This is a genomic window from Bradyrhizobium sp. BTAi1, from assembly GCF_000015165.1.
GTDB lineage: Bacteria > Pseudomonadota > Alphaproteobacteria > Rhizobiales > Xanthobacteraceae > Bradyrhizobium > Bradyrhizobium denitrificans.
This window is the reverse complement of sequence record NC_009485.1, coordinates 479834-501699: the sequence shown is the minus strand read 5'-3', so window position 1 is coordinate 501699 and position 21866 is coordinate 479834. Positions and strand designations below refer to the sequence as shown.

General features: G+C 67.7%; 21 protein-coding genes. 9 read left to right on the top strand and 12 right to left on the bottom strand.

Annotated features, from left to right (window positions below; genetic code table 11):
- Window positions 1–144 precede the first annotated feature (144 nt).
- On the bottom strand, window positions 145–837 hold the full coding sequence (locus BBTA_RS02435) for a DUF2848 domain-containing protein (RefSeq protein ID WP_012040844.1): 693 nt from the start codon (window positions 835–837) through the stop codon (window positions 145–147).
- A 70-nt stretch (window positions 838–907) separates the two neighbouring features.
- Complete coding sequence (locus tag BBTA_RS02430; protein ID WP_012040843.1) at window positions 908–2236, bottom strand: DUF3422 domain-containing protein; 1329 nt, start codon at window positions 2234–2236, stop codon at window positions 908–910.
- Window positions 2237–3040: 804 nt separating this feature from the next.
- Here BBTA_RS02430 and BBTA_RS02420 point away from each other — a divergent pair.
- From BBTA_RS02420 to BBTA_RS02410, 3 genes are all read left to right on the top strand, one after another.
- A complete protein-coding gene (locus BBTA_RS02420) occupies window positions 3041–3322 on the top strand; it encodes a type II toxin-antitoxin system Phd/YefM family antitoxin (protein WP_012040842.1) in 282 nt (93 codons plus the stop codon).
- The gene (locus BBTA_RS02415) at window positions 3319–3756 is read left to right on the top strand and encodes a type II toxin-antitoxin system VapC family toxin (RefSeq protein WP_012040841.1); all 438 of its coding nucleotides are present in this window, start codon (window positions 3319–3321) and stop codon (window positions 3754–3756) included. The genes BBTA_RS02420 and BBTA_RS02415 overlap by 4 nt, the downstream gene beginning before the upstream one ends.
- 138 nt (window positions 3757–3894) lie before the next feature.
- The gene (locus tag BBTA_RS02410; RefSeq protein ID WP_012040840.1) at window positions 3895–5199 is read left to right on the top strand and encodes a sorbosone dehydrogenase family protein; all 1305 of its coding nucleotides are present in this window, start codon (window positions 3895–3897) and stop codon (window positions 5197–5199) included.
- Between the two features lie 46 nt (window positions 5200–5245).
- Here BBTA_RS02410 and BBTA_RS02405 read toward each other — a convergent pair whose 3' ends face one another.
- Window positions 5246–5494 (bottom strand): hypothetical protein, encoded by a 249-nt coding sequence (locus BBTA_RS02405; RefSeq protein ID WP_012040839.1) that lies wholly within the window; start codon window positions 5492–5494, stop codon window positions 5246–5248.
- Between the two features lie 175 nt (window positions 5495–5669).
- Here BBTA_RS02405 and BBTA_RS40615 point away from each other — a divergent pair, with 175 nt between their 5' ends.
- Window positions 5670–5843 (top strand): hypothetical protein, encoded by a 174-nt coding sequence (locus tag BBTA_RS40615; RefSeq protein ID WP_012040838.1) that lies wholly within the window; start codon window positions 5670–5672, stop codon window positions 5841–5843.
- Between the two features lie 114 nt (window positions 5844–5957).
- Here BBTA_RS40615 and BBTA_RS02400 read toward each other — a convergent pair whose 3' ends face one another.
- The gene (locus tag BBTA_RS02400) at window positions 5958–6884 is read right to left on the bottom strand and encodes an NAD-dependent protein deacetylase (RefSeq protein ID WP_012040837.1); all 927 of its coding nucleotides are present in this window, start codon (window positions 6882–6884) and stop codon (window positions 5958–5960) included.
- Between BBTA_RS02400 and BBTA_RS40610 the strand changes: the two genes are divergently transcribed.
- Window positions 6883–7032: a hypothetical protein gene (locus BBTA_RS40610; RefSeq protein WP_012040836.1), complete on the top strand. Its 150-nt coding sequence runs from the start codon at window positions 6883–6885 to the stop codon at window positions 7030–7032. The genes BBTA_RS02400 and BBTA_RS40610 overlap by 2 nt on opposite strands.
- A 6-nt stretch (window positions 7033–7038) precedes the next feature.
- On the opposite strand, the gene BBTA_RS02395 is transcribed toward BBTA_RS40610, so the two are convergent.
- The 5 genes from BBTA_RS02395 to BBTA_RS02375 are packed head-to-tail and all read right to left on the bottom strand — an operon-like array spanning window position 7039 to window position 11716.
- Window positions 7039–7941, bottom strand: coding sequence for a polysaccharide deacetylase family protein (locus BBTA_RS02395; protein WP_012040835.1), 903 nt, complete (start codon window positions 7939–7941; stop codon window positions 7039–7041).
- A gap of 4 nt (window positions 7942–7945) precedes the next feature.
- A complete protein-coding gene (locus tag BBTA_RS02390) occupies window positions 7946–8746 on the bottom strand; it encodes an ABC transporter permease (protein ID WP_244424304.1) in 801 nt (266 codons plus the stop codon).
- On the bottom strand, window positions 8743–9609 hold the full coding sequence (locus tag BBTA_RS02385) for an ABC transporter permease (RefSeq protein ID WP_012040833.1): 867 nt from the start codon (window positions 9607–9609) through the stop codon (window positions 8743–8745). Before BBTA_RS02385 ends, BBTA_RS02390 begins: the two co-directional genes overlap by 4 nt.
- Window positions 9606–10685, bottom strand: a complete 1080-nt coding sequence (locus BBTA_RS02380) for an ABC transporter ATP-binding protein (RefSeq protein ID WP_012040832.1) — start codon at window positions 10683–10685, stop codon at window positions 9606–9608. The genes BBTA_RS02385 and BBTA_RS02380 overlap by 4 nt, the downstream gene beginning before the upstream one ends.
- Complete coding sequence (locus tag BBTA_RS02375) at window positions 10682–11716, bottom strand: extracellular solute-binding protein (RefSeq protein ID WP_012040831.1); 1035 nt, start codon at window positions 11714–11716, stop codon at window positions 10682–10684. The genes BBTA_RS02380 and BBTA_RS02375 overlap by 4 nt, the downstream gene beginning before the upstream one ends.
- A 196-nt stretch (window positions 11717–11912) precedes the next feature.
- Between BBTA_RS02375 and BBTA_RS02370 the strand changes: the two genes are divergently transcribed.
- Entirely contained in the window at window positions 11913–12656 is a 744-nt protein-coding gene (locus tag BBTA_RS02370) for a GntR family transcriptional regulator (RefSeq protein WP_041750271.1), read from the top strand.
- Window positions 12657–12675: 19 nt separating this feature from the next.
- Here BBTA_RS02370 and BBTA_RS02365 read toward each other — a convergent pair whose 3' ends face one another.
- The 3 genes from BBTA_RS02365 to BBTA_RS02350 all read right to left on the bottom strand — a co-directional run bounded on the left by BBTA_RS02365 (window position 12676) and on the right by BBTA_RS02350 (window position 16915).
- Window positions 12676–14319 (bottom strand): hypothetical protein, encoded by a 1644-nt coding sequence (locus tag BBTA_RS02365; RefSeq protein ID WP_041751185.1) that lies wholly within the window; start codon window positions 14317–14319, stop codon window positions 12676–12678.
- Between the two features lie 298 nt (window positions 14320–14617).
- Window positions 14618–16126 (bottom strand): bifunctional class I SAM-dependent methyltransferase/glycosyltransferase family 2 protein, encoded by a 1509-nt coding sequence (locus BBTA_RS02355; protein ID WP_012040828.1) that lies wholly within the window; start codon window positions 16124–16126, stop codon window positions 14618–14620.
- 291 nt (window positions 16127–16417) lie between these two features.
- Window positions 16418–16915 carry a YchJ family protein gene (locus BBTA_RS02350; RefSeq protein ID WP_012040827.1) on the bottom strand — a complete coding sequence of 166 codons (498 nt, stop codon included), beginning with the start codon at window positions 16913–16915 and terminating at the stop codon, window positions 16418–16420.
- Window positions 16916–17417: 502 nt separating this feature from the next.
- On the opposite strand from BBTA_RS02350, the gene BBTA_RS02345 reads away from it, so the two are divergent.
- From BBTA_RS02345 to iolD, 3 genes are all read left to right on the top strand, one after another.
- The gene (locus BBTA_RS02345; protein ID WP_012040826.1) at window positions 17418–18494 is read left to right on the top strand and encodes a hypothetical protein; all 1077 of its coding nucleotides are present in this window, start codon (window positions 17418–17420) and stop codon (window positions 18492–18494) included.
- Window positions 18495–19007: 513 nt separating this feature from the next.
- On the top strand, window positions 19008–20012 hold the full coding sequence (iolG, locus tag BBTA_RS02340) for an inositol 2-dehydrogenase (protein ID WP_012040825.1): 1005 nt from the start codon (window positions 19008–19010) through the stop codon (window positions 20010–20012).
- A 20-nt stretch (window positions 20013–20032) separates the two neighbouring features.
- Complete coding sequence (iolD, locus tag BBTA_RS02335) at window positions 20033–21865, top strand: 3D-(3,5/4)-trihydroxycyclohexane-1,2-dione acylhydrolase (decyclizing) (RefSeq protein ID WP_012040824.1); 1833 nt, start codon at window positions 20033–20035, stop codon at window positions 21863–21865.
- Window position 21866: the final 1 nt, after the last annotated feature.

Here is a 21866-nt window from a genome sequence, read left to right as displayed (position 1 = left end):
TCCATCTCCATCGTTGCGATGGACAATGGCGCCGAGCGCGTCGGCCCGACTGTGGAACGCATCACACAGCGTGAAACGACATCCCGACAATGCCAGCCGGCCGCGTCCCCTTTCTCGTTCCTCCGCTGTCTCGTTCCTCCGCACCTAGCCCGCGATCACGCGCTGCTCGATCGCATAGCCGTGGCGGATCGAACGGTTCAGCACGGGATCGACGAGCTCGTAGGCGAACCGATCGGCCGGGCGGATGCCGCCTTTGGCGGCGAAAGTACCGCCGAACATCGCGGTGCCCTCCGGCAAGCCGGCCTCGCCATAGCGGCGCGCGATCAGATCGGCCGGCGCCAGCATCCCGCTCAGCGCACCCTCCTGATACAGCACGCGCTCGCCGCCGATCGTCGCATAGGCCCGCAGCACCAACTGGTCCCAATGCGCCAGGACATCGTCGACCAGCCACAATTCCGGCGCGACCGGCTTGTCGCATATCTGCTTCGACACGGTGATATTGTAGGTCTCGACCTTGCGATCGGTGTGATCGGACCCGACGCCGAGCAGCAGCCGGCCGCCGGCCTTTACCAGCACGAACTCGACCTCGCCGGACGAGTCGGCGCCGCTCACCTCGATCGCGTCCGAGGTGGTGAGGCGGCGGGCCGCGACCTCGTAATAGATCGGCGTGGTCGCCGGGCGGGGAATGCCGAGCGCTTCGAGCTCGGCAATGTGCTTGTCGCGCGCCACCGGATCGCGCCCGGTCCAGCCGGCGATGACGAGGCGGTTCACCGTGACCTGCTGCCGCGTGGCCGTTCCGCCCGCGTGAACCAGAACATCGATCGTCATGCCGCTCATCGTCTCATCGCCTCTCGCTGATCAGCACGCCGCTTAACGCCGCTGTCGCGCGCTGGCAAGCGCCCGTCCCTCATTCCCCGGCCGTCTTCTCCGCCTCATGATCCTCCTTGAGATGCCGCTTGCGGATCTGGTGCGTCGTGAACCAGATCAGCGCGATCGCAACCGGCACGAAGGCGGCGGTGGCGAAGGTCGGCTCGACCGGCAGGCCGATGTCGTGCGCGCCCTTGGCGAGATAGCCGAACAGGCTGACGACGTAATAGCCGATCGCGGCCACCGACAATCCCTCGACCGTGCTCTGCAGCCGCAGCTGCAGCTTGGTGCGCTCGTTCATCGAGCGCAGCAGGTCGCGGTTCTGCTCCTCCAGCTCGACGTCGACGCGGGTGCGCAACAGGTCGGCGGCGCGGGCGAGCTTACGCGACAGATTGTCCTGCCGCCGCTCCAGCGTGGTGAGCGTGCGCATCGCCGGCGCGATGCGGCGAGAGAGGAACGAGGACCAGCTCGAATAGGGCGTGATCGGCTCGCCCTCGATCACCGTGAGCCGCGCCTGCACCAGCTCCCAATAGGCGCGGCTGGCGCCGAAGCGGAACAGCGAGCCGGTGGCGCCACGCTCCAACGACGCCGCAAGCTCGGTCAGCTCATCGAGCAGATGGTTGTTGATCTTCAGCGTCTCGGCGCCCTGCATCTCGACGAGCACCTCTCCGAGCCGCCGCTCGATGCGGTCGACCTGCGGCGCCAGCTCGAGCGCGGCGGGCAGGCCGAGCAGCGCCAACGTGCGATAGGTCTCGAGCTCCAGCGCGCGCTGCACCAGCGCCCCAAGCCGCTCCTGCGTCGGGCCGTCGGCGCAGACCAGGATGCGGGTGAAGCCGTCCTCGTCGAGGCGGAAGTCGGAGGCGACTGCGCCGGCGCTGCCCTTGATCGTGACGATCGCGAGGCTGGTCTTGTTGAAGATCTCCTCCGCACGCGCCACCGGATCGGCCGCGTTCTCAACCTCGAGCTTGACCGCGACCAGCAGCTCGCCGGCCTGCGGCAGCGCGGCGATCAGCGCCCGCAGTTCGGGCGCGATGGCGCCGAAGCGGCGCGGACCGGCGCCGGCCGGCGGGGTCCAGATCCAGGTCAGGGTGGCGAATTCCGAATGCTGCTCGAAGCGCAGCCTGACCGGGCCGAGATCGACCTGGTGATGCTTGACGCCCGGCTCCGGCGGCGGCGCGCCGTGCTGCGCGCAGAATGCCGCGAGGCTGGCGCGATCGGCCGCGGCGCTGTCGCCTCTCGCCATGAAGGCGAAGCGGATCACCAGCACCGGCTGGGTCAGCGGCGTGAACGGCCGCGCATGCACCTCGTTCAGCACGCTGTCGCGCAGCGCGTGCGGCGTGAAGGCAGAGAGGTCGAATGCGGCGGTCATCGGCGGGCTCCATCGGCGGCTGCCCATCGCGCTGCGGCGGCGCTGCGGATTGGCGACACATCTGCAGCCGCAGCGCACGGCGCCCACGCGGCCGCCGCGTCTGGAACGATCACTCCCGTCATGCCGCCACCCACCTCCCTTTGCTCGGCCGCACCCGACTCGCGCAAGGCCGCCCCTGTTTGACGCCACTGTAGCGCAATTCAATGACGGCGCCACGGCTGCGGCGTTGCGCCAGCCTCGCGCATCTTGATGTCGCGAAGAACGGGGAGGAAGGGCAGTGTGCGCGTCCCAATAGACCGGCTCACACCTGTTCAGATCGCATCGGTGGCGTGAATGTCGACGCAGCATGCCGCTCGTGCCTTCCGCGCGATCGCAGCTGGCGCCTGGGCGATCTCCTCGTCATGCGTCGGAAAACGCTCCGCGTTCCTCGTGCGAGCGCCTCCGCAAAATCGCCTCGCGCCGATCACGCGACAGCGCCGTCTCGGACTCGGCCCGCTGCAGATCGGCAAGCAGCGTTGCAAGGTCGCCGTGGCCGTCCGCCACCGCATGAGATCATAGCCGCGCACTTGACCTCATCGATCGTGGCGCAGCGCGAGCGGGATGTTCGGTCTGAAACAGAGAACATCGTCGGCGCGCTTGGCCTTGCCGCGGCCAACGAGCTCGCCGCGCACGGTGATGCGGCCCTTTTGAAAGTGGTGGCGGCCAGCCGACACAACGTCGACGCCTCGAAAGTCCCGGCGCAGCCGTGCTTGGCAGCCGGGCGCCACTCAATTATAGTCAATTTAGTCATTATGGTCATCTTTCATGAAGACGCCGAAATCAAGCAAAGCCGACTCTCGGGAAGGCGCCTGGACTCTTGCTGGCGCCAAGGCGCGACTGTCTGAACTCGTCGACCGCGCTCAGGCTGGCCCGCAGGTCATCACCCGAAACGGCAAGCCGGCTGCCGTGGTCGTTTCGGCCGAGGAATGGTCGCGCAAGACCGCCCGCAAAGGGACGCTCGCGGAGTTCCTGCTGGCCTCGCCGCTGCGCGGGACCGACCTCGACCTGCCACGCTCGACTGACAAGCCGCGCGACATCGACCTGTGAACTTCCTGCTCGATACCAACGTGCTCTCGGAGGTTCGCCGCCCGGTCCCCGATCGGCGCGTGATCGGCTGGCTCGATACCGTCGACGAGGATCGGGTCTTCATCAGCACGGCTTCACTTGCGGAGCTCCAACGAGGCATCGAACTTTTGGACGCAGGCCGCCGACGGACGGCTCTCGCGGCCTGGCTCAGTCATGACCTGCCGTCGCGATTTGCCGGTCGGATCCTCGCGATCGATCAGGCCGTCGCGCTGCGCTGGGGTGACGTGATGGCGGCAGGCCATCGACGCGGTATCGCGCTCTCGGTGATGGATGGCTTCTTCGCAGCCACCGCTTTGGTGCACGGACTCACTCTCGTCACGCGCAACGTGAAAGACTTCGCCGCGACCGGAACGCCCCTTTTCAATCCCTGGACAGACGACGACGACGTGGGCTGAGCCGGTGAAGGGTTCGCAGATCCCATGCGCAGCGCACGCAATTGTCACGTTGGGCATGATAGACCATAACGGCATGGTCTTCTCCCGTCTGTATGGCCCTCACGCATCCCACCTCTGCCCCATCTCCACAGGACTCCCATGACAACCCTCTCCTCGATCGTCGCGCGCGGTGTCGCGCTGGTTGGCAATGCGGCGCTGCAATGGCGCAAGCTGCAGGGGGAGACGCCGCAGCCGGCCTGGGGCACGCAGCCGCAGATTCCGGTCGCGAAGCCGCAGGGCCTGTTGCCGACCCTGAAGATGCCGACCGCGCGCGGCTGGCGCGACGGCGAGCGGCCTGTGGCGGCGCCGGGGCTGAAGGCGAATGCCTTCGCCACCGGGCTCGACCATCCGCGCTGGATCTATGTGATGCCCGACAAGTCCGTGCTGATCGCGGAGGCCACCCAGATTCCGAGCCCGGTGCGCAACATGTTCGGCTATGCGATGCAGGCCACGATGCGCCGCGCCGCAGCGCTCGGCGTCAGCGCCAACCGCATCACAAGGCTGGTCGATGCCGACGGCGACGGCACCGCGGAGCGCCGCAATGCGTTCATGGAGAATCTGAGCCAGCCGTTCGGCATGGCGCTGGTCGGCGACACCTTCTATGTCGGCAACACCGACGGCATCGTCGCCTTTCCCTATGCCGCGGGCGCCGAGCGCATCACCGCGCAGGGCAAGCGCCTCACCACGTTCAAGCCGGGCGGCCATTGGACGCGCAGCCTGCTGGTCAGCCCTGATGGCACCAAGCTCTATGCCGGCGTCGGCTCGCTCAGCAACATCGCCGAGCAGGGTTTTGAGGTCGAGAAGGGCCGCGCCTGCATCTATGAGCTGGACATCGCGAGCGGGCAGTCGCGCATCTTCGCCGGTGGCCTGCGCAACGCGGTGGGGCTGGCGTTCGAGCCGACCACGCGCGTGCTATGGACCGTCGTCAACGAGCGCGACGGGCTCGGCGACGAGACGCCCCCGGACTATCTGACGTCGGTGCGCGAGGGCGGCTTCTACGGCTGGCCCTATTGCTATTGGGGCAAGACCGTCGACGACCGCGTGCCGCAGGATCCGGCTCTGGTCGCGACCGCGCTGACGCCGGACTACGCGCTCGGCGGCCACACCGCCTCGCTCGGCCTGTGCTGGCTGCCGGCGGGCACCCTGCCCGGCTTCCCGGACGGCATGGTGATCGGCCAGCACGGTTCCTGGAACCGCAGCAAGCTGTCCGGCTACAAGGTCGTGTTCATCCCGTTCGAGAACGGCAAACCGTCGGGACCGGCGCGCGACATTCTCTCCGGCTTCCTGGCGCCGGACGAAAGCTTCTCCTACGGCCGGCCGGTCGGCGTGACGCTCGGCCCGGACGGATCGCTGCTGGTCGCCGACGATGTCGGCAACTGCATCTGGCGCGTGACCGGGGCGTAAGAGCCGGGCCAGGTGCGGCTCCGGCCTTGCGCGTGGGCCGCCATGCTCAGTCGTGGCCGTAATATTGGCGATTGCAGTAGCGGCGGCCGGCTTCGTGCTTCGCCGCACGCTGGGCCGGGGTGGCATTTGCCGGCATCAGGAAGTCGCCGGTGTAGAACAGCTGCAGGCAGCGGACGTAGTCCTTGTTGCCGAGCCAGTCCCAGCCCGCCTCAGCCGGCGAGGTCGATGCGGACGCGAGCAGGCCGGTGCTGGCGACGATGGCGGCGGCGGCGAGAAGGCGAAGGCTGGAGGTCATGACCGTGTCCCTTGTGCTTGAGGCTGCCCGTGCAGCCGATGCGGGGATCATGACGACAACGGCTCGCGGCTTCAGTGATGGCGCGCACAGAGCGTGCATCGGCGCAGCCGCGGCACTCGGCCGCGGAACGGCATCACACCCGGAACGTTGTCCGGTACAGCGACAGGAGAGTTCCATGGCCGACAATGTCAATCCCGACCAGAAGCAGCCGGGCGAGAACCACGAAGGCAAGTTTCACTACAATCCAGGCAACCAGGCCGGCAAGACGGTCGAGGTGGGCAAGCCGGACAGCGAGCAGGTCAACAACAAGGACCGCATCGAGAACCGCGAGACGCCGCGGTCGCGGTGAGGTCCCGGGACGTCGCTTCTCGTCATGCCCGGGCTTGACCCGGGCATCGATCTCCTTGCGAAGAGTGATGGATGGCCGGGTCAAGCCCGCCCAAGACGCTTGAGAGAGCGCAGCCTACCCCTCCAGCAGAAACGCCAGTGCCTCGTCGCAGGGCGCTTCCACCTTGAGTGACAAGAGATCATCCGCGCGGGTGCGGCCGAGATTGACGACGGCGATCGGAATGCCGCGCTCCGCTGCGGCGCGGACGAAGCGGAAGCCGGAATAGACCATCAGGGATGTGCCGACGACGAGCATGGCGTCCGCCTGATCGACGTGATCGCGCGCTGTCGAAACGATCTCGCGCGGCACGGTCTCGCCGAAGAACACGACATCCGGCTTGAGGATGCCGCCGCAAATATGACAGGCCGGGACCGTGAACGCTGTGAAATCGACGCCGTCGAGATCGGCGTCGCCATCGGGCGCATCGGCTGCATCGAGATCGCCCCAATGCGGGTTGGCTGACGCCAGCTCATCCTGGAATGACGCGCGCGACAAGGTTGCGCCGCAGCCCATGCAGCGGACGCGATCGAGCCGGCCATGCAGGTCGATGACGTTGCTGGCGCCGGCGGCCTGGTGCAGCCGGTCGACGTTCTGCGTCACCAGCAGCGAGCTGCGGCCCTGTGCTTCCAGCCGCGCCAGCGCGTGATGCGCGCCGTTCGGCACCGCGCGGCCGAAGCGGCGCCAGCCGACCATGCTGCGCGCCCAGTAGCGCCGGCGGGTCTCCTCGGTTCCCATGAAGGCCTTGTAGGTCACCGGCGGCGTGCGCTTCCATTGGCCGTCGCTGTCGCGGTAATCGGGAATGCCGGAATTGGTGCTGCAGCCGGCGCCGGTGAGCACGACGATGCGGCTGTGGCTCTGGAGAAAGGATTGCAGCGCGGTGGGATCAACCATGGCGCAGATGTAGGCGGCCAAGGTCGCCTGCGCCAGACCGGCGCAGCGCGGATCGGCCGGGGTGAACCAATGCGCGCGACCGGTCTTATCCCGGACGGGAGGACACGCCATGACGCCACGCAATGGACATGACCGCGGATTGTGGCCGCTCGAGGAGGCCGAAGACGACCCCGCCGAGGACGAGCGCGACCTCGCCACCGGCGAAGGCGGCACGATCGAGCTGCCGCTCACGCCCGACGACCTCGATGAGGACGACTGACGCGGCTCAGACCGGCGGCACCGTCGCGAGCCAGTGCCGCGCGATGTCGGCGCGGGGCGCGATCCAGGCGGCGCCGCTACCGGTGACGTGCGCCAGGATGCGGTCCAGCGCACCGATGCGGCCGGGGCGGCCGATCATGCGCAGATGCAGCCCGATCGACAACATCTTCGGTGCCGTCGCGCCCTCACGCGCCAGCCAGTCGAAGGCGTCGATGACGTAGTCGGCGAAGTCGCCGCCACGGAAACGCGAGCCGTTGAAGTACTGCATGTCGTTGCTGTCGAAGGCGTAGGGCAGCACCAGATGCGGGCGGCCGGCGACATCGACGTAGTACGGCAGGTCATCATTATAGGCGTCGCTGTCGTAGAGGAAGCCGCCCTGCTCGACCAGCAGCCGGCGCGTGTTCGGCGAGGCTGCCGAGCGCGTATGCCAGCCCAGCGGCGGCTTGCCGGTGACGTGCTGGATGGTGTCCACCGTGCGCGCGATCAGGCGTCGTTCCTCGGGTTCGGCCATGCCGGCATGGCTCTGCCAGCGCCAGCCATGGGCCGAGATCTCATGGCCGCGTGCGACCGCATCGCGCGCGAGGTCCGGTGAGCGCTCCACGGCACGGCCGCAGGCGCTGACGGTCACCTTGACGCCGTAGCTGTCGAACAGGTCCATGATGCGCCACCACGCCGCGCGCGTGCCATATTCGAAATGGCTGTCGATGCAGGGATCGGGACCCTCGAGCCGGTGCACGACCTCGTAGATCGCCTCGTTGGCCGTATCGCCATCGGCGACGGAGAATTCCGAGCCCTCCTCGAAATTCACCACCACCGACACCGCGACGCGGGCATCGCCGGGCCAGCGCGGATGCGGTGGACGGCCGCCATAGCCGACGAAATCGCGACGAAAGACTGGCTGTGAGCTCATCGTGTCAATCCGCGGTTCCAGCCATGCGGTGCAGGCCGACCAGGCGATCGCTGATCAGCAGCAGCACCAAGGTGCCGGCGAGAATGAGGGTGGAGAGCGCAGCCAACGTCGGATCGGGCGCCTCCTCGATATATTGCAGCATACGGATCGGCAGCGTCTTGGAGCGGACGTCGGTGAGGAAGATCGAGACCGGATAATTGTCGAACGAGGCCAGCAGGCTGAACAGGCCTGAGATCAGGAAGGACGGAGCCAGCGCCGGCACCATCACCCTGATCACGCTGCCAGCATAGGTGCAGCCGAGCGTGCGCGCGGCTTCTATCAGGGTGAAGTCGAAGCGAGAGAGCCCGGCGATCATGGTGCGCGCAACGTAAGGCAGCGTCACCACGAGATGCGCGACCAGCAGCGCGCTCCAGGTCGCGGTCAAGCCGATCATGCGGAAATATTGCAGGAGCGCGATGCCGAGCACGAGGCCGGGCATCATCAAGGGCGACACCAGCAGCGTGCCGAGCGCCGTCGCGCCGGGCAGCCGGCCGCGCGCGATCGCGATGGCGGCGAGCGTGCCGGCGACCAGCGACAGCGCGGTCGACAGCACGGCGATCTGCAGCGACAGCGACAGCGACGGCCAGAAGCCGTCGAGCCGGCCGATGCGGCCATACCAGCGCAGCGATGCGCCCGACAGCGGCAGGTCGAACACCGGCGTCGGTGAGAAGCTTGCCGCCGCGATCACGACCAGCGGCAGCAGCAGGAACAGCGCGAGCCCGATCGCGAGCACCCAGCAGAAGATGATGGCGTGGCGCGTCATCATTTCGGCTCCCGCGACAGCAGCGCGCTGAGTGCAACGACGATGATCGCGATTGCCAGCAGTACGACGCCGGCGGCGGCGCCGAAGCCGGGCTCGCGCGCCAGCAGGTAAGCCTTGGCGATGGTGGTGGCGAGCGTCGGATATTTCTCGCCGATCAGCAGCGTCGGCACCACATAGGCCGACACCGACAGCGAGAACACCAGCGCGACACCGGCAACGATGCCGGGCAAGGTCAGCGGCAGGATGACGCGAAAGAACACGACGAGCGGCGAGGCGCCGAGCGTTGCCGCAGCTTCTGCATAGCGGCTATCGAGCTGCGCCACCACGGCATAGATCGGCAGCACCATGAACGGCAGGAAGATGTTGACGGCGCCAACGATCAATGCGGTCTGGGTGAAGATCATGCGGATCGGATCCTCGATGATCCCCGCCGCGATCAGCACCGTGTTGATGAGACCATCGCTGCGCAGCAGGATGGTCCAGGCGAAGGCCTTGACGATGACAGAGGCCGCGAGCGGCAGGAATAAGGTGGCCAGCAGGATCGAGCGCAACGGCCCGCGCGCACGCGCCAGCGCAAACGCCGCGGGATAAGAGATGAGGAAGGCGATCAGGGTCGTCAGCAGGCCGAGCCGCAGCGAGTTCCAGATGACGCCGAGATAATAGGGCGTGCCGAGCAGCCGGGCGTAATGCGCCGAGGTGCCGCCGCCCTTCGGATCGAGCACGCTGACGCCGAGCAGCAGCGCCAGCGGCAACACGAACACCAGCGCGGTGATCAGCAGCGACGGCGCGACAAAGCCGAACGCGGCGAGCCGCTCGCGATCGGGCGCAGGCGTCGCGACCGGGGCTGAGAGCACGGCGTCCGTCATGGCGACGCCTCGGCGGCGAAGGCGAAGGTCTCGGCGGCCGGCCAGGCGAAGCGGACCTCGTCATGCACGCGCGGCACCTCGGCCTCGCGTCCCGACAGCTCGGCGAGCAGGCTCGCGCCGGCGCCGGCGTCGACGTCCACGAGGGTCCGCGAGCCCTGGAACACGACCGAGCGCACGCGGCCGCTCGCGGAGTTCGCCTCATGGTCCGCGCCGAGGCGCAACTGCTCGGGCCGCGTCGCGACGATCACCGAGGCGCCGAGCTGGAACGCACCACGCGCCGAGAGACGGCCGACCGGGGTCACGACATCGACCATGCCGTCTTGTCCGCCAACCACCTGTCCTGCGATGCGCGTGGACAGCCCGACGAAATTGAGCGCGAACAGACTCGCAGGCCGCGCGTACAGCTCGCGCGGCGCCGCGAGCTGCTCGATGCGGCCCTTGTTCATGACCGCGACGCGATCCGACATCGTCAGCGCCTCGTCCTGGTCGTGGGTAACGAAGATCGCGGTCGCCTTGACGTCCTGCAGCAGGCGGCGCAGCTCGATCTGCATCTCCTCGCGCAGCTTGCGATCGAGCGCCGACAGCGCCTCGTCGAACAGCAGCACGTCGGGCTCGACCGCGATCGCGCGCGCCAGCGCCACGCGCTGCTGCTGGCCGCCCGACAATGCGGAGATGCGTCGGCCACCGAGATGACCGAGCTTGACCAGCGCCAGCGCCCGCTGCACTGCGCGATCGATCTCCGCCTTCGGCGCGCCGCGCACCTTCAGGCCGAAGGCGACGTTGCCCGCGACGGTGAGATGCGGAAACAGCGCGTAGCTCTGGAACACGACGCCGACATTGCGCCGGTGCGGCGGCACATGAGTGACGTCGCGCCCGGCAAGCGCGATCGTGCCAGTGTCCGGCGGCGAGAGGCCGGCGATGGCGCGCAGCAAGGTGGTCTTGCCGCAGCCGGATGGGCCGAGCAAGGTGACCAGCTCGCCGCGCCGGATCGTGAGATCGACGCGATCGAGCACGGTGGCCGCGCCGAAGCGCTTCGAAACGGCGCTGATGACGAGATGCGGCGCAGGCTCGCTCATGTCATCTCCTTGCTCCAGCGATCGACCCAGCCGGCGCGGTTCTTGGCAATGAAGGCCCAATCGGGCGCGAACAGCGAGGCCGGATCCGGATAGCCGGCCGGCAGCGGCGTCGCCTTGCTGGTCGGCGCGATGAAGGCCGTCTTGGCCAGAATGGTCTGCGCCTCCGGGCTGAGATAGAAGTCAATCACGGCGTCGGCGAGGTCGCCGGCCGGCGCGCCTGCGACCTTGGCGATGCCCGACGGCATCGAGAAGCCGCCATCCTTGGGAATGGCGAGATCGACCGGCGAGCCATCGGCCTTGCGGATCAAGGTGTAGGCCGAGAACTGGCCACCGATCATCCAGGCCTCGCCCTGCTCCAGGAGATTGATGGCCTGCGGCGCGTTGGTATAGACGTTCAGCAGATTGGCCTTCAGGCTCTTGATCTTCTTGAAGCCGGCGTCGATCTCGTATTGCGCCTCCTTGTAAGGCTTGCCGGTCTCGAGATGCGCGGCGGCGAGCAGCGTCCAGAACCCTTCGGTGTTGGACAGCGACGGCACGACGATCTTGGAGTCGTATTTCGCATCCCACAGCTCGGCCCAGCTCACCGGTGCCGTCTTCATGCGCTTGGTGGAATAGGCGATGCCGACCCAGGGCTTCTGGTAGTTGGCCCACATGCCGTCCTGGTGCACGGCATCGTCGACCAGTTTGCCGAGATTCGGAATCGCCGACGACGACATCTTGGTGATCAGCCCTTCGGCCGCGGCCGGCAGCATCACCGGGTCGTCCATGATCACGACCGAGATCTTCGGGCTCGCTTTGTCGGCCTGCATCTTCTGCAGATTGGTCAGCGAGTTGGTGCCCTCATAGAGCACCTTGCAGTCGAGCTTCTTCTCCAGCACCGGAAACAGGTCGGCGTTGAAATATTTGGCGGCACCGGCGGGGCCGCCAATCACGATCTCTTTCGGGGCGGCGCGCACCAGGGATGGCGCGGCGAAGGTGGCGGCGAAGGCCGCACCGGTCTTCAGGAGGCTGCGGCGGGAGAAAGGGTGCATGAGGTGATCCCGTGTGAGCTGTCGCGTGGCGCGTCACCAGACATCAGCAAGCCCTATGCCAAATGTGCACATTTTTATTTCAGGCGCGCCGTCAATGCCTTAGTCAAATCGCTGCGCCGGTCCCTGCTCGCTGCGGTGCATAATGTGCACATTTTTTGGAGGTGACCTGCCGTACCTTTGAGCCTAGCTAGGAGGCATGGCGATGCGCGTGCAACGAATCGGGAAGGCCAATCCCGCCGAGGACGAGGCGGTGTACCAGGCCATCCTGCGCGCGCTGCTGGAGGGCAAGCTGAAGGCCGGCACCAAGCTCGCCGAGACACCGCTGGCCGCGATCTTCGGCGTGTCGCGCGAGCGCATCCGGAAAGTGCTGCACCGGCTCGGCGCCGAGCGACGGCTGGAGATGATCCCCAACCGCGGCGCGCGGGTGCCGCGACCGACGCTCGACGATATCAGGCGGGTCTATGAGGCGCATCGCGTGCTCGAGGCCGGCGTGCTCAGCCAGCTGGTTCTCAGGGTCGACGAGGTGCTGCTCGCGCAGCTCGACACCCATCTCGAAGAGGAGCGCGCCGCGGCGCGGCGCGGCGATCGCGCCGCCTCAGTCAGGCTGTCCGGGGCCTTCCATGTCCATCTCGTCGAGGCGCTGGGCAATCCCGAATTGTCCCGCATCCTCGCCGACCTGCTCAGCCGCTCCTCGGTGATGGTCTCCGTCTACGAGCCGGCGGCGCAGTCGATCTGCGCGGTTGATGAGCATGGCGCCATCGTCGCGGCGCTGCGCGACCGCGACCTGATGCGGGCCATCGCGGTGTCGCGCGAGCATTTCCTGCATGTCGAGGGCCGGCTCCGGCTCGACGAGGCCGCGGCCTCGGAGAGCGAGGATCTTGCGGCGATCTTCACACCTGTCAAACCGCTGCGGCGCAAGCCTCGCTCAGCGCAATCGTGACGACCGCACCGGCTCACCGTCATGTCCTCGGCAAGTTGCGCGGCACACACCAGGGCAAGGCCAGCCGCGGCATGTAGTAGCCGTTCCATGTGCAGACCTCCTCGGGTCCCCTGCGCTTGAGCGCCATCTTGACCGGCTCAGCCTGGCTGATGCCGACATGCAGCACGAGCAGCGTCACCCCGATCGGATAGGCGAAACGCGCCAGGCGCAGGTCGACGAGGCGGTCGAGCAGGATCATGCCGGCGATGATGATCAGCGGATCGGTGAAGACGAGATACTCCACCTTCAGCCCGCGGCGGACGCCGAGCGTGTCGATGCCGATGGCGGCCAGCATCAAGAGCGCGGCTTGCAGCGCCACCTGCCGCTCGCCGCGGCGCCACGCCAGCACGATGCCGGGCAAGATCAGCCAGGTCAGGAACACCGTGGGCCGCGCCGAGGATTGCAGGATGAATGTGTAGCGCCGGATCACCCCGAGGACCCCGGACAACAGCAGTCCGATGGCCCCGCTGAGGCTGCCCGCGGCCTCCGGCGCGTCGACATAGGTGATCATCTTCTCCAACGGATTCAGCACGACCACGACGTTGTTGATGTCGTAGCTGAGATCGAGCGCGAGCAATCCGAGACTTGCGCCGGCCGAGGCCGCCGCCATCGCGGCCAGCGTCTCGGCCGCGCTCACCTGCCAGAGTCGTGCGAACACGATCATGCCGATCGCGATCCCACCGATCAACGCGAACTGATAGGCGCCGAAGCGGCCGAACAGCAGCGGCTTCAGGCCGGCCGCGGCGGCGTTGGCCGGATCGATACCGGCGGCGACCAGCGGCCAGACGATGAACGCTCCGGCGAGCGCCAGGACGACCGCGAGCAGCGCAGCCATCCACGCCTGTGGTGTCCGCCAGAACGCCACGCTTCCGCTCGTCGCCGTCCCGAACGGCATGACGAGGACCGGAATGGCGGCGATCAGCAGGATCGCATGCACCTTGTTCTCCAGTCCGAGCGTGCAAAGCAGCGCCGCGAGTCCGATAGCGAGCGGACGCGACACGCTGGCGCGGCGCGCGGCCAAGATCAGGATTATCAACGCGAGGACACAGAACGACGCCGCGATCATCTCGCTGCGCAGGATGCGCAGATGCATCTGCACGCCGCCCGACCAGGCGAAGGCGACGACCGCGAGCATGGCGATGCGCCAGTCCGACACCAGCCGGCGGGCCAGCACCGCGAATGCGAGGATGACGCCGCCGGCGGTGAGCAACGCGGCGATGCGCCCCGCCCGAACGGCGCTGATCATCGAAGCGTCAAAGGCGGCGCGGTCCGCCGCCGACGGCATCGTCGAGAGCGTCCAGACGTCGAGCAAGCCGATCCGGTGCAGCAAGGCGAACCACGCCTTGACCGAGAGGATGGTGAGATAGGCCGGATGGTCGAAAAACACCTGCGCGCCGCCATCATTCATGGCGAGCGCGCTGTAGATCACCATGAAGTCCATGTCGGCGTTGCGCCAATACACGGTGAAATAGCCGACGATCAGGAACGAGGCCAGCGACAGCAGCAGCGTGACCGCCACGCCGCCGCGCCAGCCGAACGGCGTCAGGCGGTCGAGAGCGTCGCGGGCGGAGGCGTCTGTCGCCGTCTTGCAGTCCGCTCCGGCCCCGGGCCCGAGGCGGTCAATGCGAGTCACGGCAGGCCTCCGCCGCGGGTCGAAACGAAGCGCCGCCTGGGGCCGTCCTTCGAGACGCCCGGCTGCGGCGGGCTCCTCAGGACGGGGGACGAATGCGCGGCGTGGCTCGGAACCCTCTCCATGAGGACGCTGCCGTAACCGGCAGCATCCTCATGGATTGTGTGCAGCGCCAGTTGGCGGACGCGACTCATGGCGAGGAGCGCCGTCTTCGGCGCGTCTCGAACCTTGAGGCCCGGACAGCGGCGCTCGCCAACGACTTCGCCTGCTCGACGCCGGCCCTGCACATTCCTCAGATCGCCTTGATCTTGAAGAATGCGAACACGACCATCTTGAGCAGCATCCAGCCGTGACGGAAGCGGGAGATCTGGGTCTCGCCATAGCTGCGCGCCGCGTAGCGGATCGGCAGGTCGATCGATTTCAGGTTCAGCTTGGAGGCGCCGAAGATCAGGTCGAAATCGCCGAACGGATCGAAATCGCCGAAATAGGCCTTGCCGGCCTTGAGCCGCTGATAGTCACTGCGGCGGAGCACCTTGGTGCCGCACAAGGTGTCCGTGTAGCGCTGGTTGAGCAGCCATGAGAACAGATAGGAGAAGGTCTTGTTGGCGATCAGGTTGAGAAAGCGCATCGCGCCCTCGTCCATCGGATAGACCAGGCGCGAGCCGTTGATGAACTCGCCCTTGCCCGAGCGCAGCGCCTCGAAGAATTTCGGCAGCTGCTCCGGCGGCATCGTGAGGTCGGCATCGAGGATCATCAGCACGTCGCCGCGCGCCGCATCGAATGCGGTGAACACCGCATCCGCCTTGCCCTTGCCGGGCTGCCGCATCAGCTTGATGTCGTGCTGCGGATAGGCCGCGCGCACGCGCTCCATCTCCTCATAGGTGCCGTCCTGGCTGTGGCCCTCGATGAAGATGATCTCGATGTCCGGGCAGAACGCGGCGATGCGCTGCACCGCCGGCGCGATATTGCCGCGCTCGTTGCGCGCCGGGATCACCACCGTGGCCGAGCGGACGTCGTCGGTCACGCAACGCATCGAGCGCGACACCAGATAGTGCCGCAGCGACAAAGCGCGCAGGCCGGGCAACACGCTGAGGAAGCGGTTGGCAAAGCGGCCAAGGCCGTAGAGCCGCAGCGGCGACAGCACGCGCTGCTCGGATTTCACCGGATCGAAATCGGCCAGATGCGCGAGGTTGCGCAGGTCGGCCGGCGACAGCACGTTCTGCTCCGGCTGCGGCATGCGCAGGCCGATCGCCTCCGCCGCCTTCAACAGCGGATACCAGAGATGCGAGAAGTAGCCGATCACCAGCCGGGTCTCGCGCGTGCACAAGGGATGCAGTTGCGCGATGAACTGCTGGCAGTCGTCGAGCGAGCCGATCGTGTCGAGCACCAGGATGACATCGAACGGCCCGGTGACGGCGGCGAGCGTCGCTGGATCCTCGGCATCGCCGGCGATGAAGGTCAGGTTGGGATGGCGGGTGCGTGCGATGGCGATCTGCCGGTCGCTGAAGTCGATGCCGACCCCGTAGGACGGCGCCAGCGCGGCCAGCGTGTCACCGATGCCGCAGCCGATCTCCAGCACCCGGCTGCCGGGCGGGATCAGGAAGCGCAGATAGCACTCGTCCTCGGCATGAAAGAACGCGGCCTTGTCGCGCCAGCCGGCGCGCGCATCGGCATGGCTATTGGCGTGATCGAGGATGGCCTGCTTGCGCGGCGACAACGCCTTGGGCGCAGGCGCCGCGATGGCTGCGGCCTGCGGCCGCGCGTGCTCGTCCTGCAGGACCTGCCCGTCCAACTCCGTCACCCGACACCATCCTTGTTAAGATCCCCGTCTCTCTAAGGCCAGCCGCGCTGGGCGGAGTCAAGGCCGGCCGGCGCGGCCTTGTATTCGGCTTCGGCAACGGATCGAAACGCGGCCACCACAATCATTCGCACGCGCACGGCGCAGCCACCTTTGCTTCTCATTCGCGCTCGCAAATGCGAGGACGCGGGGAATTCCGGGTGAAGGCCTCGCCCAGGGCTCACTTGCGACGAATAAAGGCCGGCGGCGCTCAGCGCAGGTGCAGCTCGCCACCGGTTTTCGCCGCATCATGGGTCAGCGCCCGCAGCAGAATTTGGACTTCTTGCCGCTGCCGCACGGACACGGATCGTTGCGGCCGACCTTCGCTGCACCGGCGGTGCGCTTCGGCTCCACAATGACGGCCCGCGTGTCACCCGCGACGAACCGCCAGGCGCCGTCGTCATCGCGGCGAAACTGCGAGACCTCGTGATGCTCAATGGTCTTGCCGGCCTCGCGGTAGCTGGCAACGAAGCTGACGACACCGTCGGAATCATCGATCTGGCCGCGCGCGGTCGACACGATGCGCAGGCCGAGCCAAGTCGCGCGCGAGGCCCATTGCCTTGCCGCAGCAGCGTCGAACGCCGCGCGCTTGTCGGCGGCAAGCGTCGCCGCGATGTAGCCGATATCGCCGCGCGTATAGGCCGTGTAGCGCGAGCGCATCAGCGCCTCGGCCGTCGGCGGCGTCGCATCGCCGCTGAGGTAGGGACCGCAGCAGCGGTCAAGGGGAAGGTCCGATCCGCAGGGACATGACATCAGGGAAGTCGATACTCCGATTCCGAAGTCTGATCATATCGCCGGCTCGGGGGACTTGGCATCCCGTTCGAACAGTGAACAAGCAGCCTGCTCACGCGGCGGTTGTGACTCCAAAGCCGCACTTCGTCGCTCTTGACCGTTCGTCCGGCCGCCACACGCGCCGCACGGTTTTGAAACCGGCGAATCCGTGTTAACCATTGGTTAAGAACAAGGGTGTTGGGCACACGCTGACCGGCCCGGCCCCGCGCGGACCAGAACCTTCCGGGCGCCGCCTCATTACGTGGCGCTTGTGACCGCTGCCCGGCCGCCTCATCGGCGGCGACGGGCGCGTGAGACGCCGACAATTTCTTCGCGCGACGCCAATCCGGCCGCAAGAATTGAAGGCCCGCCTTGAGGCGGGCCGCTGCTCGATTCCCGATCATACGTCCACCTGATGCCGGCGCGATCTGCGCGCGCGCAAACGCGCGCCCGCGTCCCATCACGACCGATTGGAGCGGCCCCGATGGCTGATGAGTCCGTAGTAGCGTCGATCATTCCCTGGCAGCAGCCGAAGACGGCCAAGCCGCGCCCGAAGCGCCCCAAGGTCGTCAAGCCGCGGCCGCGGCCCAAATCCGACCGGCCCGAGAAGACCAAGGCGGCAGCGCTCGATGACGAGATGCTCGCATCCGAGACGCTGATCATGCCGGACTTCCTCGAACTGGTGAACGAGCCGGCGAAGACCCCGGTTGCGGGCGAGCCCGGTCGCACCGAGGCCGCCGCCAGCGCCGCCGCCGCCGTGACCGCGGGCCAGGCCGCGCCTGCTCCGCAGGCACTGCGCGAGACAAATGCTGCGGTCGCAGGCGAAGTCGTGCCGGCGAGCGCCCCGCTCGCCGCACCTGAAGCCGAGCGCAGCCCCGCCAAGGCCGAGCATCCTTCGGCCAGGCCCGAGCGCCGCCGCATCAGCGCCTCGTCGATCCTGCTGCAACTGGCCGCGCTGGCGCTCGCCGCCGTCGGCATGGCGATGAACGGCTGGTTCGCGCACTCGCTCGGTTCGAACAACACTGCCGGATACATGTTCCTGGCAGTCGGCGTCACCGCAGACCTCGTCGCGCTGGTGATGCCGACCTGCGCCGCGCGGCTGTGGCAGGCGCGGCACCGCGCCTCGGCGCTGACCGGCTGGACGGTGTGGCTGATGACCTTCGTGTTCGCGGTCACCGCCGGCATCGGCTTTGCCTCCACCAATATCAGCGATGTCACGCTCGCCCGCGCCTCCCGCGTGACGCCGGCGGTGCAGGCGGCGCAGACCGCGCTCGCCGATGCGATGACCGCGCGCGATCGCGAGTGCAAGGGCGGCGTCGGCAAGTTCTGTCGCGAACGCGAGGCCGCGGTGGCCGAGCGGCGTCAGGCCTTGGACGTGGCGATGAGCGCCGTGAGCCAGACCGCCGATCCGCAGACCGAGGCCGCGATCAAGCTGGTCGCCTGGGTGTCGCGCGGCGTGGTGAAGCCGTCGGCCGACGACTTCGTGATGCTCCGCCTGATCCTGCTGGCGCTGCTGCCGCAGATCGGCGGCATCCTGCTGATGGTCGGGCGAAGGGCATGACAGGCCCCGCACGCATCGCGTGCGGGCGTCACGAGCCATGATCGATGACAGCCGCGCGCAGCGCCGCCTGCCGCCAACCTCCTCCGGACAAATTTCCATTCGTCACTCCCGGGGTAATTTGGTAGCGTGACCTCAAATTTCACATCATGACGCCGGCACGTCCTGATGGAAGACGATGGGAGGTCGAATTGCGGGAGGACAGCGGGGAGATTGTCTTCGACATCGCCGCGGCAGATGGCGACGCGCGAGCGCGTCACCCCCTTTGCCGGAACCGCCGGATCGCGTCCGGAGAATAGCCTCTGGCCTGCGGCAACAGACCCGCCGCCCGGCGCAGCGCCGATGGGAGAAGGCCGAGAGCCAAGTCTGCGCAGCGCGCGACCGCCCCCCTGAGCTGACAAAGATCAAACCAAGTTTCGCACCGTCGGGCGGGATCAGCCCCGGCGAAGCAGCGAAGATGAGGCAGCCGCACGACCGACAGAATGCGGCGCCTGAACGAGGAAACGGAGACGACGCGTGCTCAATGTAGGACTGCTCGGCGCCGGACGGATCGGCGCCGTCCATGCCAGAACGATTGCGACACATCCGGGAAGCCGGCTCGCGGCGATTTCGGACGCGATCACGGAGAGCGCGGCGGCGCTTGCTGCGAAGATGGGCGCCGAGCCGCGGAGCACGGAGGCGATCCTCGCCGATACAAGCATCGACGCGGTGCTGATCGCCACACCGACCAACACGCATTCCGACCTCATCGAAGCTGCGACGCGGGCCGGTAAGGCGGTGCTGTGCGAAAAGCCGGTCGACCTCAGCCTGGCGCGGGCCCGGGCCTGCCAGGCGGCGGCCGCCGCCACGGGGCGGCCGGTGATGATCGGTTTCAATCGACGGTTCGATCCGAATTTCGCGGCGCTGAAGGGGGCGGCCGAGCGTGGCGAGATCGGCAAGCCCGAACTGCTGTCGATCACCTCGTTCGATCCGGCGCCGCCGCCGGTCAGCTATGTGAAAGTCTCCGGCGGCCTGTTCCGCGACATGATGATCCACGATTTCGACGTGGCGCTTTGGATCATGGGGGCAATACCGTCACGGGTCATGGCGGTCGGCGCCGCCATCGTCGATCCCGAGATCGGCGCGGCGGGTGACGTGGACACCGCGATCGTCACGCTCGCTTTCGCCCATGGTGCGATGGCGGTGATCAAGAACAGCCGCCGCGCCGTCTATGGCTACGACCAGCGCATCGAGCTGCTCGGGTCCGAGGGGCTGCTGTCCGCCGGCAACGTGCTGGAGAATACCGTGTCCAAGGCGACCACGGCCGGCATCAGCAGCGCCAAGCCCGAGCACTTCTTTCTCGAACGCTATGGGCGCGCTTATGCGGCGGAATGGGCGGCGTTCGTGGCGGCCGTCGAAAGCGGCGGCCCGATGCCGGTGACCTTGGCGGACGGCGTCAAGGCGCTCGCCCTTGCCGAGGCCGCAACGCGCTCCGCGCAGACCGGCGCCGTGGTCGATCCCGCGTCCCTGCTGCAAGGCTGAGCGCTGCGGGAGATCACGACATGACCGGAACGATCCGACTGACCGCGTCGCAGGCGATGGTGCGCTGGCTCTCGGTGCAGCTGACCGAGCAAGGCGACCGCTTCATCGAAGGCGTGTGGGCCATCTTCGGCCATGGCAATGTCGCCGGCCTCGGCCAGGCGCTGCACGGCATCGGCGCGGAGCTGCCGACCTGGCGCGGCCAGAACGAGCAGACCATGGCGCATACAGCGATCGCCTATGCCAAGACGATGAAGCGCCGCAAGACGATGGCCGTGACGTCCTCGATCGGACCCGGTGCCACCAACATGGTGACGGCCGCGGCGCTCGCGCATGTCAACCGGCTGCCGGTGCTGTTCATCCCCGGCGACGTGTTCGCCAACCGCCGGCCTGACCCGGTGCTGCAGCAGATCGAGGATTTCGACGACGGGACGGTCTCCGCCAATGACGCGTTCCGCCCGGTGGTGCGCTATTTCGATCGCATTGCACGGCCGGAGCACATCTTGTCCGCGCTGCCGCGCGCGCTCGCCGTGATGACCGATCCGGCCAATTGCGGCCCGGTGTGCCTCGCCTTCTGTCAGGACGTGCAGGCCGAGGCCTATGATTATCCCGACAGCTTCTTCGCACCGAAGGTCTGGCGCATCCGCCGCCCCCTGCCCGATCCTGACGAGGTTTCGGCCGTCGCGGCGCTGATCCGCGCGGCGCAAAAGCCGTTGCTGATCTCCGGCGGCGGCGTGATCTATTCCGGCGCCGAAGCGGCACTCGCCGCCTTCGCGCGGAAGCATGACATCGCCTATCTCGAGACCCAGGCCGGCAAGGGCGGCAATGCCTGGACCGATCCGCTCAATTTCGGCGCGCCCGGCGTCACCGGATCGGACTGCGGCAATGCGCTCGCCGCGCAGGCCGACCTGATCATCGGCGTCGGCACCCGCTTCCAGGATTTCACCACCGCCAGCTGGACGCTGTTCAGGAACCCCGCGCGCAAGCTGGTCTCGATCAATCTGCACGGCTACGACGCCAGCAAGCGTGGCGCGACCGGCGTGGTCGGCGACGCCCAGGCCACGCTCGCGCAGCTCTCGGCGGCGCTCGGCGACCACAAGGCCGCAGCGCCCGACGCGGCCTTGCGGCGCGCCTGGCACGCCAAGGTGACGGCGGTCACCGCGGCGCCAGACGAGAGCGCGAACGGGCTACCGAGCGACGCGCAGGTGATCGGCGCGGTGCAGCGCGTGGCCACCGACAGCAGCATCGTGATGTGCGCCGCCGGCACCATGCCGGGCGCGCTCCAGGTGCTGTGGCAGGCAGCCGCGGGCGGCTATCACATGGAATATGGCTATTCCTGCATGGGCTATGAGATCGCCGGCGCGCTCGGCGTGGCGCTCGCCGCGCCCGGCAAGGAGGTCATCTGCTTCGTTGGCGACGGCTCCTACATGATGGCCAATTCCGAACTCGCCACCGCGGTCATGCGTCGCGTGCCGTTCACGGTGGTGCTGACCGACAATCGCGGCTATGGCTGCATCAACCGGCTGCAGATCGCGACCGGCGGCGCGGAGTTCAACAATCTCTACAAGGATTGCGCCGTCGCCGACGGCCCGGAGATCGATTTCGTCGCGCATGCCCGCGCGATGGGCGCCCATGCGGAGAAGGCCTCAGGTCTCGCCGATCTCGCGGCGCGCATCGTTGCCGCGCGCGGCCGGACCAGACCGACGGTGATCGTGATCGAGACCGACCCGGTGCCCGGCACCGGCGCCGGCGGCGCGTGGTGGGATGTCGCGGTGCCCGAGACCGGATCGGCGCAGCTGGAGACACTGCGCGAGATCTACGAAGCCAACACCACGCAACAGCGCGCTTTCGACTGAG